Source organism: Rahnella inusitata, assembly GCF_003263515.1.
GTDB lineage: Bacteria > Pseudomonadota > Gammaproteobacteria > Enterobacterales > Enterobacteriaceae > Rahnella > Rahnella inusitata.
Genome location: NZ_JYDE01000044.1, coordinates 21,816 through 36,376, shown reverse-complemented (window position 1 = coordinate 36,376; position 14,561 = coordinate 21,816). Strand labels below are relative to the sequence as shown.

At 53.5% G+C, this 14,561-nt stretch carries 14 protein-coding genes; 4 read left to right on the top strand and 10 right to left on the bottom strand.

Annotated features, from left to right (window positions below; translation table 11 throughout):
• Nucleotides 1-8 precede the first annotated feature (8 nt).
• A complete protein-coding gene (locus TU92_RS21235; protein ID WP_112169234.1) occupies nucleotides 9-1,427 on the top strand; it encodes a glutamate synthase small subunit in 1,419 nt (472 codons plus the stop codon).
• A 67-nt stretch (nucleotides 1,428-1,494) separates the two neighbouring features.
• Here TU92_RS21235 and nanK read toward each other — a convergent pair whose 3' ends face one another.
• The 9 genes from nanK to zapE all read right to left on the bottom strand — a co-directional run bounded on the left by nanK (nucleotide 1,495) and on the right by zapE (nucleotide 9,829).
• Entirely contained in the window at nucleotides 1,495-2,370 is an 876-nt protein-coding gene (gene nanK, locus TU92_RS21230) for an N-acetylmannosamine kinase (protein WP_112169232.1), read from the bottom strand.
• A gap of 18 nt (nucleotides 2,371-2,388) precedes the next feature.
• Nucleotides 2,389-3,879, bottom strand: a complete 1,491-nt coding sequence (locus TU92_RS21225) for an MFS transporter (protein WP_112169230.1) — start codon at nucleotides 3,877-3,879, stop codon at nucleotides 2,389-2,391.
• 96 nt (nucleotides 3,880-3,975) lie between these two features.
• A complete protein-coding gene (gene nanA / locus TU92_RS21220; protein WP_112169228.1) occupies nucleotides 3,976-4,875 on the bottom strand; it encodes an N-acetylneuraminate lyase in 900 nt (299 codons plus the stop codon).
• A gap of 170 nt (nucleotides 4,876-5,045) precedes the next feature.
• Nucleotides 5,046-5,837 carry a transcriptional regulator NanR gene (locus TU92_RS21215; protein ID WP_112169226.1) on the bottom strand — a complete coding sequence of 264 codons (792 nt, stop codon included), beginning with the start codon at nucleotides 5,835-5,837 and terminating at the stop codon, nucleotides 5,046-5,048.
• Nucleotides 5,838-6,017: 180 nt separating this feature from the next.
• Nucleotides 6,018-6,512 (bottom strand): ClpXP protease specificity-enhancing factor, encoded by a 495-nt coding sequence (gene sspB / locus TU92_RS21210; protein ID WP_112169224.1) that lies wholly within the window; start codon nucleotides 6,510-6,512, stop codon nucleotides 6,018-6,020.
• A 3-nt stretch (nucleotides 6,513-6,515) separates the two neighbouring features.
• Nucleotides 6,516-7,157, bottom strand: coding sequence for a stringent starvation protein SspA (gene sspA / locus TU92_RS21205; RefSeq protein ID WP_112169222.1), 642 nt, complete (start codon nucleotides 7,155-7,157; stop codon nucleotides 6,516-6,518).
• A gap of 380 nt (nucleotides 7,158-7,537) precedes the next feature.
• A complete protein-coding gene (rpsI, locus tag TU92_RS21200) occupies nucleotides 7,538-7,930 on the bottom strand; it encodes a 30S ribosomal protein S9 (protein ID WP_056776311.1) in 393 nt (130 codons plus the stop codon).
• Between the two features lie 16 nt (nucleotides 7,931-7,946).
• Nucleotides 7,947-8,375 (bottom strand): 50S ribosomal protein L13, encoded by a 429-nt coding sequence (rplM, locus tag TU92_RS21195; protein WP_013577239.1) that lies wholly within the window; start codon nucleotides 8,373-8,375, stop codon nucleotides 7,947-7,949.
• A gap of 317 nt (nucleotides 8,376-8,692) precedes the next feature.
• The gene (zapE, locus tag TU92_RS21185) at nucleotides 8,693-9,829 is read right to left on the bottom strand and encodes a cell division protein ZapE (RefSeq protein WP_112169218.1); all 1,137 of its coding nucleotides are present in this window, start codon (nucleotides 9,827-9,829) and stop codon (nucleotides 8,693-8,695) included.
• 285 nt (nucleotides 9,830-10,114) lie between these two features.
• Between zapE and zapG the strand changes: the two genes are divergently transcribed.
• The 3 genes from zapG (at nucleotide 10,115) to degS (ending at nucleotide 13,201) form a co-directional block, all read left to right on the top strand.
• The gene (gene zapG / locus TU92_RS21180) at nucleotides 10,115-10,516 is read left to right on the top strand and encodes a Z-ring associated protein ZapG (protein WP_112169216.1); all 402 of its coding nucleotides are present in this window, start codon (nucleotides 10,115-10,117) and stop codon (nucleotides 10,514-10,516) included.
• Between the two features lie 162 nt (nucleotides 10,517-10,678).
• Entirely contained in the window at nucleotides 10,679-12,046 is a 1,368-nt protein-coding gene (degQ, locus tag TU92_RS21175; protein WP_112169214.1) for a serine endoprotease DegQ, read from the top strand.
• Nucleotides 12,047-12,133: 87 nt separating this feature from the next.
• On the top strand, nucleotides 12,134-13,201 hold the full coding sequence (gene degS, locus TU92_RS21170; RefSeq protein ID WP_112169346.1) for an outer membrane-stress sensor serine endopeptidase DegS: 1,068 nt from the start codon (nucleotides 12,134-12,136) through the stop codon (nucleotides 13,199-13,201).
• A gap of 72 nt (nucleotides 13,202-13,273) precedes the next feature.
• Here the strand turns inward: degS and murA are convergent, their stop codons facing one another.
• Complete coding sequence (gene murA, locus TU92_RS21165; protein WP_112169212.1) at nucleotides 13,274-14,533, bottom strand: UDP-N-acetylglucosamine 1-carboxyvinyltransferase; 1,260 nt, start codon at nucleotides 14,531-14,533, stop codon at nucleotides 13,274-13,276.
• Nucleotides 14,534-14,561: the final 28 nt, after the last annotated feature.

Here is a 14,561-nt window from a genome sequence, read left to right as displayed (position 1 = left end):
AGGTTAAGATGAGTCAAAACGTTTATCAATTTGTCGACTTACAGCGTGTTGATCCGCCTAAGAAAGCGCTGAAGATCCGTAAAATTGAGTTTGTGGAAATTTACGAGCCGTTCTCAGCAACTCAGGCTGCATCGCAGGCAGACCGCTGTCTGTCCTGTGGTAACCCTTATTGCGAATGGAAATGTCCGGTACACAACTACATTCCAAACTGGCTGAAGCTGGCAAACGAAGGTCGCATCATGGAAGCCGCCGACCTCGCGCACCAGACCAACAGCCTGCCGGAAGTTTGCGGGCGCGTCTGCCCGCAGGATCGTCTGTGCGAAGGTTCCTGCACCCTGAACGATGAGTTTGGCGCGGTGACCATCGGTAACATCGAACGCTACATCAGCGACAAAGCCATCGAAATGGGCTGGCGTCCTGATATGTCTCACGTTCATCCGACGGGTAAACGTGTGGCTATCATCGGCGCAGGGCCGGCTGGCCTGGCCTGTGCCGACGTACTGACCCGTAACGGCGTCAAAGCAGTGGTCTATGACCGTCATCCGGAAATCGGCGGCCTGCTGACCTTCGGTATTCCGGCCTTCAAGCTGGAAAAATCGGTCATGACCAAGCGTCGTGAAATCTTCACGGAGATGGGTATCGAGTTCCAACTCAATACGGAAGTCGGTAAAGACATCACCATTGATGCACTGCTGGCGGAATACGATTCTGTCTTCCTCGGCGTGGGGACTTATCAGTCCATGCGCGGCGGTCTGGCGAACGAAGATGCACCCGGCGTGTATGATGCCCTGCCGTTCCTCATCGCCAATACCAAACAGCTGATGGGTTACGACGACAGTCAGGAAGAACCTTACGTCACTATGGACAAGAAACGCGTGGTGGTGCTGGGCGGTGGTGATACAGCGATGGACTGCGTACGTACGTCAATCCGTCAGGGTGCGACTCACGTGACCTGTGCGTACCGTCGTGATGAAGAGAACATGCCGGGCTCGCGCCGCGAAGTGAAGAACGCGCGTGAAGAAGGCGTGGAATTCAAGTTCAACCTGCAACCTCTGAGCATTGAACTGAATGACTCTGGCCGTGTCTGCGGCGTACGCATGGCGCGTACCGAACTGGGTGCACCGGATGCACATGGCCGTCGCCGTGCTGAGATTGTTGCCGGTTCCGAGCATGTGATGGAAGCAGACGCCGTGGTCATGGCCTTCGGTTTCCGTCCTCACAAAATGGAATGGCTGGCTGCACACGACGTCGAACTGGATACTCAGGGGCGCATCCTGGCACCGGAAGGCAGCGATAACGCTTTCCAGACCAGCAATCCGAAAATCTTCGCCGGTGGCGATGCGGTTCGCGGTTCTGATCTGGTGGTCACGGCGATTGCCGAAGGTCGTAAAGCGGCTGAAGGGATTATGAATTTCCTCGAGGTCTGATCTACCAGGTCATAAATAAAAAAGGGGCTGCCAGCGATGACAGCCCCTTTTTTTAAGCGTAATCAAGCTAAAACGTCATTTCCCGCGCCAGCAAAGCCGCTCCCCGCAAACCCGCGTCATGCTGATGTTTCGCTCCGGAGAGTGGCACGCGACACACCTCAGGCTCTTCATCAAGACAGGTTTTCACCTGCCTTAAATAACCTTCTGCCAGACCAATACTTCCGCCAACAATTACACACTGGCAATCCGTCACCACTTTGATATCGGCAATCAGACGTGCCAGCACTCGGGCCGAACGCAAGATCAGTGATTGTGCGTGCAAATTGCCCACAGCCGCGTGGGCAAAAATCTGTTTTGCGGTGCTACCGGCTAAATCGCCTCGTGCTGCGCTGGCAATTCCACGCCCAGAGGCCATCACCTCCACGCACCCCGTCCGGCCGCAACCACAGCGCGGCCCCTCGGGATCGGCCAGCGTATGGCCAAAATGTCCCGCCAACCCTTCGGTGCCTGTCAGCAACTTTCCATTACTGACAATTCCGCCGCCTACGCCGGTCGAGACAGTGAGAAAAACCATATCCCGGATATCCGTTGTAAGTGAATGATACTCGGCCCAGGTGGCGGCCTGAGCGTCATTTATCGCTATGCAGGGAAGTTGGGTCATACGGGAAATCGCCTCCACCAGCGGAAAATGGCTGAGGCCGCCGAGATTATCCGGATTCAGCGCCGTCAGAACACCCTGCTTAATGATGCCGGTAGAAGCGACTGCGACTCGTTGTGCCTGTGAAACCAGCGGTGCAATCAGTTCAGCCAGTGCAGCATACAAAGCATCCGCTGTCCGGCTGGCGGGTGTGGGGATTTCCCGACGCCGGGTGAGATGCAAGTCGCTGTCTGCTAACGCAGCCGCAAGTTTAGTGCCACCGATATCAATCACCAGCGTTGTCATGGGGGAACCCTCGCAAATTCAGTTTCTGATCAACCCGGTTTTTGTATTTGCCGGCTTCACTTTCACTGCACCGCTGAAAGGTTGGCCATCAATCGCATCGTGCGTGCGTAATGCTTCCGGATGGATCCAGCGCTGAATGCGTGAGGGCATATCCAGCCCGATAAGCAGGATCACCACAAAGGTCAGCCCGAAGGACAGTGATGCCAGCGCAGTACCGAGATCCAAACGCTGTGCAATTGTCACCCCAATCACCGGTGCCAGAGCGCCACCCAGCGCGCCGACGTTATAGGTAAAGCCCAGCCCTGCTGCGCGCTGTTCAGTATCGAAATACCCCCCGATGAGCTTAGGCAGAATGCCCGAGATGCCCTGCCCCAGCATTTGTTGCAGGAACAACAGGGATCCCAATACCCATATATTTCCGCCGCCAATGGCAAATACAGGAATGATCAATATCTGAGAGGCCAACAGGCTGTACACATAGGCTTTACGCGTTCCCAGCCAGTCGCCGAGAAAACCGCCCACGCAGCAACCTACCGCTGCACCAAAACCACTGAAGAACAGCACATGAGCCACCAGCGTTGGCGAATAGGCCAGTTCGGTTTTTAAGTATGTCGGTAATAGCGCCTGAATCGGCCATGAGTACAGAAAGGCAAAGAAGACGACAACCATCAGCGATACGCCCGTCGGCCAGCGTTTGCCGCTGCCCTGTACCATAAAGCTGACGAAAATTGTCGCACACATGAGGCCCAGTATCGTAATCACTACCGCACTGCCCACGTTGCCAGCGAAACAGAAATACAACGCGATGGCCGCGACGATCGTCATACCCACGTTGATGACTCTATGCTTGCCGCGATAGAGAATATCGACCATGGTTTTGGCCGGTTTCTTATGAGCGAACTTCACCTTCCAGTCTTCTGCTTCCGGTATATTTTTACGCAGCCAGAGAGCGAAAATAATCGGTAAGATGCCGATGAAGAACAACGCGCGCCACCCCCAGACGGGCACCACCACGCTGTATACCTGTGCGGCAATCACAGCGCCCACCGAGAACCCGGATATCAGAAACCCGCTCGCTTTGTTGCGCAAATGTCTCGGCCAGCTTTCAATGACGTATGTGGCACTCGAACCGTATTCGCCTGCCATGCCTATACCGATAATCAGACGGGCGAAAAACATCACCGTGAAACCAGGCGCGAATCCGCAGGCCAATGTCCCGATAGAGAACAGCACGATACTGGTGATCATCGCCAGCTTCCTGCCGTAACGATCGCCCATTGCGCCGAGCAATAATCCACCGAACCAGCGGGATATAAACGCTGCCGAAATCAGACTCGCCGCCTGTACGCCCGTCAGGTCGAACTCGCTTTTAATTTCTGTCAGCACTAATGCGATCAGGACAAAATCAAAACCATCCAAAAGGTAGCCAATCCATGCGGCCGAAAATGCTTTCCATTGCGGTTTAGTCAAAAGGCGAAACCATGAGATCTGTCGGGCATTGTTACGCATAAATCACCCCCGGGACGGATTAGTATTAACCCGCCCTTTGGTTAGGACTGATAGAGTATTGTTGATTCCGGAAAAACCGGCATCAGGGAGCAGGGATCAGAACGCGGTACGTTCTGCCTGAAGCTTCGCGGCCAGTGCCTTAAGCGCTGGCAGATATTGTTCATCCACCGGCGCAAAAGGTTTGCGACACAGCGGCTCGGCAACGACATCCATATAATGCAAAATCGTTTTCAGCCCGCGGAAGACACCCGCTTTAATCAGCAGATCGATGACCTTGTTGCACTCACTTTGCAGATGCATTGCGCGTCCCACATCCCCTTCCTGCACTGCTTGTTTGATAGCCATGTATCGCCAGCCCATCACGTTGTATGTGCTGCCAATTCCGCCATCCGCCCCCGCGAGCAGGCCGGAAGCAAAGATTTCGTCATAACCGTTATAGAGAACTAAATCCGGATGCGCACGGCGGATTTTTTCCATTTCATACAAATCACCGGAGGTTTGTTTGAGCGCACCAACGCCGGGCAGTGTGATTAGCGTATCAATCTGTTCCAATGACAGTTTCACGCCGCTCAGAGCGGGAATGTTGTAGACCACCATAGGCAAGCCTTCAGCAGAATCCGTCACGGCACGGTAGTGATCGCAATGTTCATTGAAGCTGAAAGGGTAGTAAAAAGGCGTGACTGCGGAGACGGCATCAAAGCCGTAACGGCAGGCGGCAGCTGCCAGCATCTGACTTTCACGGGTGCTGATTGCACCGACATGGGCGATTAGTGTCACCTTCCCTTTTGCTTCTTCCGCCACGATTTCCAGCACCTGTTCGCGTTCCTGCGGGCTTTGAAGAAAAGCTTCGCCCGTGGAGCCGCCGACATACAGGCCATCGATCCCCTGTTCGATATTGAAACGCACCAGACGGCGCAGGCTGTCGGTATCTACTTGCTGTTGCTGATTAAAAGGAGTGAGCAATGCCGGCATCACGCCCCGCAGATTCTGTTTCATAAACGCCTCTTGGTTATTGGTTTGCAGTCATATCGATATACCTTTATACCTGTTATACCAGACCAAAAAACAAACACAAAACAACTGAAGGCTCAGGATGTGATCTCTGCCATATGAAATAATTATGGTTGATCAGCGATGATCAAAAAGAATGCGGGGAAGATCTCAGTTCAGGCCGGTTTTTTTTTCAAACCCTGCTTACGCGGTGCCGCGTAATAGGCCGCAAATACGCTTTTAAGGTGGGCTTTAAGCGCAGCATCCGCGGCATCAGGATCACGCGAACAGATGGCGTTAAAGATTTCGATGTGCTGCTGATAGCTGACATTATTATGCGCATGCAATTCTTCCTTCGGTACGGCAGGACGCGCCGCTATCAACCAGTCCAGCAAGGCAACATGAACGACCATGAAGATCGGATTGGCCGGAATTTCAGCCAGTTCGCGATGAAACTCGATATCCGAGCGAATGAAAAGCTCGTTGTCATCAAGCGACTGGCTATTCATTTCCAGCGCTTGACCCAGACGCTGAATCTGCTCATCGGTGGCAAACTCGGCGGCATAACGCACCAGGCTGGATTCGAAAAACATCCTCAGTTGTTCGAAATGAGCGATACCTTCAGGACGCGCCAGAAAGTCTGTCGCCACGCCGGACAGTTCACTGATGATGGTTTCCGCCGAAGGACGGGAAACGCGGGCGCGTTCACCGTTGCTGATCTGCACCAGTCCTTTGCGTTTAAGCGCAGCCAGTGCTTCACGCACGGAGGGACGGCCAACATTGAAAAAGGTCATCAGCTCACGTTCTGACGGCAGTTGTTCACCTTCAGCAAACTCGCGCCTGCGGATCATCTGCTCCAGCTCTTCTTCCACCATCTCTGAAAGCTTCTTGCGCGCGAGCGGACGGCGGCGCATTGCAAGCCCGAAGGTGTCACTGGATTCTGCCGGTTGTTCGTCGAATGTGCTCATAGCGTCGGGATCAGACCATTATTAATGGGACGTTTGCGAATGACTTTTTGAATGATAACACAGCAAATCTGCACTGGCGAAAGGAGAGCCCGGTGGGGTATGAGCAATAAAAAAACCCCGCGTTTTCACGCGGGGTTTCAGTCTGGCCAGAGGGCAAACCAGAATCAATCTGACGAACGATTACTTCACGACGCGTAATGCCGGGCGACCACCGCGTGGCGGCGTTGGCGGCTCGTCATCCGGGCCTTCTTCAGACACATCAGGCAAATCACCGTCAATGACTGACATGGTCGGCTCTGAGGTCTCATCGTTGCTCAGGTTATCCGCGAAGGCACCTTCAGCTTCGTAAGCAGGCTCAGGCTCAAACATGGTACCGGCACCGTTTTCACGGGCGTAAATCGCCAGTACGGCAGCGATCGGCACGAATACGTTACGCGGCACACCGCCAAAACGGGCGTTGAAACGTACATCGTCATTACCCAGTTCAAGGTTACCGACAGCGCGAGGTGCCACGTTCAGAACAATTTGTCCGTCACGTGCAAACTCCATCGGAACCATGACGCCGGGCATCGTCACATCAACCACCAGGTGCGGGGTGAGCTGGTTATCGAGCAACCACTCATAAAAGGCCCGCAACAGGTAAGGCCGGCGCGGAGACATGTCGTTCATCTCCATACCTTAACCCCGTGTGTGCAAACGCATTTCGCGCTCGGGTTCGGTCAGGGAGGCCAGGAATGCATCACGTTCGAAGACGCGCGTCATATAGCCTTTCAGCTCTTTAGAACCGGTGCCGGACAACTCAATGCCCATCTCTGGCAAACGCCATAACAGCGGAGCCAGATAGCAATCGACCAGGCTGAACTCTTCGCTCTTGAAGTAAGGCATGTAAGAGAAGATCGGTGCGATGGCCAGCAGTTCTTCGCGCAGTTGCTTACGCGCTGCGTCGGCTTCGGCGGCGGTGCCGTTTTCAATCTGACGCATCAGAGAGTACCAGTCGTTTTCGATGCGGTGCATCATCAGACGGCTCTCGCCACGCGCTACCGGATAGACCGGCATCAGTGGTGGATGCGGGAAACGCTCATCAAGATATTCCATGATGATGCGGGATTCGAACAGCGTCAGCTCACGATCGACCAGCGTAGGTACGGTGCGATAAGGGTTGAGGTCAATAAGATCCTGCGGCAGGTGATCCATCTCAACCTGCTCAATCTCGACACTGACACCTTTTTCGGCCAGTACGATACGTACCTGATGGCTAAAAATGTCGGTCGGGCCGGAAAACAGCGTCATTACCGAACGTTTGTTGGCAGCGACAGCCATGAAAACCTCCAAGTTATCTAGAATTATACAGCGAATAGCCAACTGTCAGGCTGCTATCCTGAACAATCATTTTATCGCCAGCCTGCAGTTTTTGTTCCGTAGTTTCATAGACAACCGTTGGCAAGGCGAACCCAGCCAGGAAGCGCGGCAACGTCAACTGCTCGGCGAATAGGCACAAAAGTGTGTGATAGTTTACCAGATTTTACGCGTGCTGTGGGGACGGCGAGATGAATTCGTGGTGAATTGTGTATCTGAAAATCATTTCAGCCTGTTTTTTGCAAGCCCTGGCGGAATGACAGGCATAAAAAAACCCGGTGTGGCACCGGGTTTTTGACGTTGATTTTCGTGCCGTAGCACTGTGCTGCATAAGCAGCAGAAAATTAACGCTTGGAGAACTGAGGACGACGACGTGCTTTACGCAGACCGACTTTCTTACGTTCAACCTGACGAGCATCGCGAGTAACGAAGCCTGCTTTACGCAGTTCGCCACGCAGATTTTCGTCATATTCCATCAGTGCACGGGTGATACCGTGACGGATAGCGCCAGCCTGACCAGAGATACCACCACCTTTAACAGTGATGTACAGGTCAAATTTAGTAACCATGTCGACCAGTTCCAGAGGTTGACGAACTACCATGCGGGCAGTTTCACGACCAAAGTACTGTTCCAGGCTACGCTGGTTGATTACGATGTTACCACTACCCGGTTTGATGAAAACACGAGCGGCGGAGCTTTTGCGGCGACCAGTGCCGTAGTATTGATTTTCAGCCATTGCCTATAATCCCGAATTAAATGTCAAGAACTTGCGGTTGTTGCGCCGCATGAGTGTGCTCGTTACCCGCGTAAACTTTCATTTTACGGTACATTGCACGACCCAACGGGCCCTTTGGCAACATGCCTTTAACCGCGAGCTCGATCACGCGTTCAGGACGGCGAGCGATCATCTCTTCAAAGGTCGCTTGCTTGATACCACCGATGTGGCCGGTGTGATGGTAATAGATCTTGTCGTTACGCTTGTTGCCGGTTACAGCAACTTTTTCTGCGTTCAGAACGATGATGTAATCACCAGTATCAACGTGCGGAGTGTATTCCGCTTTATGTTTGCCACGCAGACGGCGGGCCAGTTCAGTGGCCAGGCGACCTAAGGTCTTGCCGGTAGCGTCAACTACGAACCAGTCACGTTGTACGGTTTCCGGTTTAGCTGTAAAAGTTTTCATTAAAAGCTTACCCAATTAAAGTTACACGTTGGCGAACACCCGAACGCTTACTTGTTTATAAAATAAGTATTTGAGGTTCACACGACCATCGTCCAGCAAACCTACCCCTTCGAATAGCCAATGCTGGCACTTATAAAGTTTCGGGAAAAAAACTTTGTAGTAACGTGGGGTCGCAAGATTATAGAGAAGTCTCCCGCAAAGAGCGAACCCTTTTTGACGAAAAATCATAAATCCCTGAAGTCAGTGTAACGGCCACCCTTGCACGATGCACTGTTTCTTTTTTATACGATTTATCGCCTGCCTTTTAGTCAACAAGATCAAGGCAGATGCGGCCGTTTCAGGTATTCCTCGCTCTGCATCTCCTGCAGGCGCGAAAGGCATCGCTGATATTCGAACTTCAGCCGCTCGCCCTGATAAATTTCAAACATCGGCACCGCAGCAGAGATAACCAGCTTCACATGACGTTCATAGAACTCATCCACCAGCGCCAGAAAACGTCGCGCTGCATTCTCGCTGTCCGCGCCCATCACCGGCACATTGTGCAGTAATACGCTGTGATAGATTTTTGAAAGAGCGATGTAGTCGAGCTGGCTGCGCGCTTCCTCGCACAAAGTATGAAACTCTACCGCCAGCACGCCGTCGACAGCGGCGATCGCCTGCATCGGGCGGTGATTCACTTCCAGCACCGGTTTTGTCTCGGCTGAGCCGCTGTGATTGCCGGTCAGCTTGCCCAGCATTGAATGCATCGCGTCAGTGGTCTCTTCCCCGGCCGGTGATAGCCAAAGATTCGCCTGCGTCAGCGTACGCAGACGGTAATCAATGCCTGCATCGACATTCAGCACATCGCAGTATTCTTTAATCAGATCGATTGCCGGCAGGAAGCGCGCGCGTTGCAGCCCGTTGCGGTACAGCAGATCCGGCGGAATGTTAGACGTGGCGATAAGGGTGATACCACGGGCAAACAACGCCTGTAACAGCGTAGCCAGCAGCATGGCATCGGTGATATCCGAGACAAAGAACTCGTCAAAACACAGCACGTCGGTTTCAGCCTTAAAGCGATCGGCGATCACTTCGAGCGGATCCTCCTGCCCCTGCAACTGCGTCAGTTCTTCATGAACGCGCAGCATGAAACGGTGGAAGTGCAGGCGCAATTTGCGCTCACCCGGCAGACTATGGAAAAACAAATCCATCAGCCAGGTCTTGCCTCGCCCTACTCCGCCCCACATATATAAACCCTGAACCGGACGTTGCGCAGTCTTTACCGGGGCTTTGCCGAACAGGCGCCCCAACAGGCCACCACGGCTGGCAGGCTGAGCGGCAGGTGCACCGAGGGCACTGAGTGCCTGATAAATGGCATCAAGCTGGGCCACAGCCTGCTTCTGAACGGCGTCCGGCTGGAACTCTCCGGCATCAACAGCGTTCTGATAAAGGATAAGTGGTGATTTGGGTTGCATGTTAGTTAACGTCCCTGAGAAAAAATTTTAATGTTTTTCACGTCGTTTAGCCGCTTTTTTGCCGTCGGTTCGCTGCTTTTCCCCTCAGTCTGTGCGCGAAAAAGGCACCGGACTGCGGTGATTGTGACGGCAGGATTCCACACAGACAAGGTTAACGGTTATAGTGGAGCTATTGCATGACGAATGCGTGTGACAATAACGTTAAAACCATTGTGTAAAAAAGTTAAGTCATAAAAGTTACGTGAAAAAGCCCTGCGGGACAACGAAGTCAAAATAGGAGTCATTATGACCTGGGAGTATGCACTCATTGGATTAGTGGTCGGTATCGCGATTGGTGCGGTGGCGATGCGCTTTGGCAATCGTCAATTACGCGATCAGCAAGTGATGAAAAATGAGCTGGAGAAAAGCAAAGCAGAACTCGACGAATATCGTCAGGAACTGACAGGCCACTTTGCGCGCAGCGCAGAACTGCTCGATAACATGGCGACGGATTACCGTCAGCTTTATCAGCACATGGCAAAAAGCTCTAACAACCTGCTGCCGGACATGCCTGCGCAGGATAATCCGTTCAACTACCGTCTGACAGGTTCTGAAGCCGATAACGATCAGGCACCAGTTCAGATGCCACGCGATTACTCTGATGGTGCATCGGGTCTGCTGCGCGGCGAGCGTCCTGTACGCAAATAACCAACGCAACATTGCCCGGCATCGCTGTTCATCGACGCCGGGACAACCACGGTGCATGCCCTGCGCATGCACCGTCTCCAGACCTGACCCTTCCCGTGCTGTGAATCATCGTTCGATTGTCGATAAAAGACGCCCATTACAGAAAGCGAGAGAGTTATCCTGATGAAGAAAAAGTCTTTTTTGCTCAGTGTGTTAGCTGTTAGCCTCGGATTAACCTTCGCTTCTGCGCCGATGGCAACTGCTGCTTTGCCGATGGCCGTTCAAGGGCAACCGCTGCCCAGTCTGGCGCCGATGCTTGAAAAAGTATTGCCCGCCGTGGTGGGCGTTCAGGTTTCTGGCACACAGCCGCCAAGCACGGACGTACCTCCTGAATTCAAATTTTTCTTTGGTCAGCAAGACCCGGAACCTAATCAGGGCGCTCAGCCGTTCGAAGGGCTGGGTTCCGGCGTCATCATTGATGCTGCCAAAGGCTATGTCCTCACCAACAACCATGTGGTGAACAATGCCGACAAAATTACCGTTCAGCTTAACGATGGGCGCGAATACAAAGCTAAACTGATTGGTAAAGATGACCAGTCGGACATTGCAGTGATCCAGCTGATTGACGCGAAAAACCTGACGCAAATCGCGATGGCCGATTCTGATGCCTTGCAAGTTGGCGATTTCGCCGTCGCGGTAGGGAATCCATTCGGACTGGGGCAGACCGTCACATCAGGGATTGTTTCTGCACTTGGACGCAGCGGGCTGAATCTCGAAGGGCTGGAAAACTTTATCCAGACCGATGCTTCCATTAACCGTGGCAACTCAGGTGGCGCACTGCTGAATCTGAAAGGCGAACTTATCGGGATCAACACCGCGATCATCTCGTCTCAGGGCGGCAGCATTGGGATTGGTTTTGCGATCCCGGTAAACATGGCGAAAAACCTTAGCCACCAGCTGATTGAGTTTGGCGAAGTCAAACGCGGCCTGCTCGGGATCCGCGGCAGCGAAATGACGCCGGAACTGGCACAGGCGTTTAAACTGGACAGTCAGCGCGGCGCGTTCGTCAATGAAGTGCTGCCAGACTCGGCGGCGGCCAAAGCGGGAATCAAATCCGGCGACGTATTAATTACGTTGCAGGGCAAAACCCTCAGCAGCTTTGCAGAGTTGCGCGCCAAAGTCGGCACCGCCGGGCCAGGCGTGGTGATGCAGATTGGTTTACTGCGCGAAGGCAAACCGATGACCGTTAATGTCACGCTGGCGCAAAGCCCGGCGGTGGAAGTGAGCATCGAGAAGATCAATCCGGCCTTGCAAGGCGTCACGCTCAGTGATGTTGATGCAAAAACGGCGAAAGGCGTGAAGGTCGATGACGTCAAAAAAGGCACACCGGCTGAACAGGTGGGTCTGGAGAAAGACGATGTGATCATCGGCGTAAACCGTGAGCCGATCGACAATCTGGCGGCGTTCCGCAAAATCCTCGAAACCAAACCGGACCTGATCGCCCTGAGCATTGTGCGCAAAGGGCAAAATATGTACCTGCTGATGCCGTAAAGGGTTGAAAATCGGACGCAGATGCTGCTGCGTCCGATTAACTCGTGCTATTCTTCAGTCACTTTTCATCTCGCACCCCATACACTCATGTTTGTTAAGCTATTGAGATCCGCTGTTATTGGTCTGATTGTTGCCGGCATTTTGCTGGCGGCGGTGCCTATGCTGCGTAAAAAGATCACGGAACCGTTGTTCGAACGCAATTTCACCCAAACCAGCGAAGAACCGGTTAGCTATAACTCGGGTGTACGCCGCGCCGCGCCGGCGGTAGTGAATGTATACAACCGCAACATGGGCAACAGCTCGCAAAACGAATTACAGATCCGCACGCTGGGTTCTGGCGTGATCATGAATGACAATGGCTATATTCTCACCAACAAACATGTGATCAACAATGCTGACCAGATTATTGTCGCGTTGCAGGATGGCCGGGTATTCGAAGCGCTGCTGGTCGGCTCCGACAGCCTGACAGATCTGGCCGTGCTGAAAATTAACGCCGGGAATTTGCCGGTCATCCCGATTAATCCCAACCGTAATCCGCACGTCGGCGACATCGTGATGGCGATCGGCAACCCGTACAATCTCGGGCAGACGGTGACACAGGGTATTATCAGCGCCACAGGCCGTATCGGCCTCAGCCCGTCCGGCCGTCAGAACTTCCTGCAAACCGATGCTTCGATAAACCAGGGTAACTCCGGCGGCGCACTGGTCAATTCGCTCGGCGAGCTGGTGGGTATCAATACACTATCCTTTGACCAGAGCAACGACGGCGCGACACCGGAAGGTATCGGCTTTGCCATCCCTACCGCGCTGGCGACCAAAGTGATGGGTAAACTGATCCGCGACGGCCGCGTTATTCGTGGTTATATCGGGATCAGCGGCCGCGAAGTTTCGCCACTTCACGGACCGAACAGCGGGCTGGATCGCATTCAGGGTATCGTGGTGAACGAAGTGACCGCTAACGGCCCGGCGGCTAATGCGGGTATGCGGGTCAGCGACGTCATTGTTAACGTGAATAACAAACCGGCAGTTTCCGCTATCGAAACGATGGATCAGGTCGCAGAAGTGCGCCCCGGCACCGTCATTCCGGTGGAAATCATGCGCAACGGCGACAAGCTGACATTGCAGGTCACCGTGCAGGAATATCCTGCCCACTGACCCTAAACTGCATAAACGAAAAAGCCGGAAAGGTTTCCCCTTCCGGCTTTTTTATTGCGTCAGGCTTAAGAATTACTCGCCTTTAAAACGCTCAATTTTCGCACCCAGCTGACGCAGTTTATCTTCGATACGCTCATAGCCACGATCGATATGATAAATACGATCAACGACGGTGACGCCTTCTGCGATACAACCCGCCAGAACCAGGCTGGCCGATGCGCGTAAATCGGTCGCCATCACCTGTGCGCCAGACAGTTTTTCAACGCCATGACAGATAAGCGTGCTGCCTTCGATTTCCGCATGAGCACCCATACGGATGAGCTCAGGGATATGCATGAAGCGGTTTTCGAAGATGGTTTCGGTGATAACACCGGTACCTTCTGCCACCAGATTCAGCAGGCTGAACTGCGCCTGCATATCGGTCGGGAAACCAGGGTGAGGCGCAGTGCGGAAGGTGACCGCTTTAGCACGTTTGCCGTGCATATCCAGGCTGACCCAGTCTTCTCCCACTTCAACGTCGCCGCCCGCTTCACGCAGTTTTGCCAGAACGGCATCCAGCGTATCAGGGCGCGCTTCGCGGCAGGTGACTTTGCCGCCAGAAATAGCCGCAGCCACCAGGAAAGTCCCGGTTTCGATACGGTCAGGAACCACACGATATACACCGCCACCCAGACGAGCTACGCCTTCGATGGTAATTTTATCGGTGCCTGCACCGGTGATTTTTGCACCCAGCGTGTTGAGGAAGTTGGCGGTATCGACAATTTCCGGCTCGCGCGCGGCGTTTTCAATGATGGTGGTGCCTTCGGCAAGCGTAGCAGCACTCATGATAGTGACCGTCGCGCCCACGCTGACTTTATCCATCACGATGTGCGCACCTTTCAGGCGACCATCCACAGAGGCTTTAACGTAACCCTCTTCCAGCACAATCGTCGCGCCCAGCTGTTCCAGACCGGAGATGTGCAGGTCAACAGGACGTGCGCCAATCGCACAACCGCCCGGCAGAGAAACCTGACCACGACCAAAACGAGCAACCAGTGGACCGAGCGCCCAGATTGAAGCACGCATGGTTTTCACCAGATCGTACGGCGCACAAAACTCATTCACACCGCTGGCATCCACGAACACAGAACCGTTGCGTTCAATTTTAGTGCCCAACTGACCAAGCAACTTGATGGTGGTATCAATGTCTTTCAGATGGGGAACGTTCTGAAGTTCAACCGGCTCCTCTGCGAGCAGTGCGGCAAACAAAATAGGAAGTGCTGCATTTTTTGCACCAGAGATAGTGACTTCGCCGTTTAAGCGCGTCCCACCCTGTACACGGAATTTATCCATTATGACTGCTCTCTTGTATGAGGTTTAA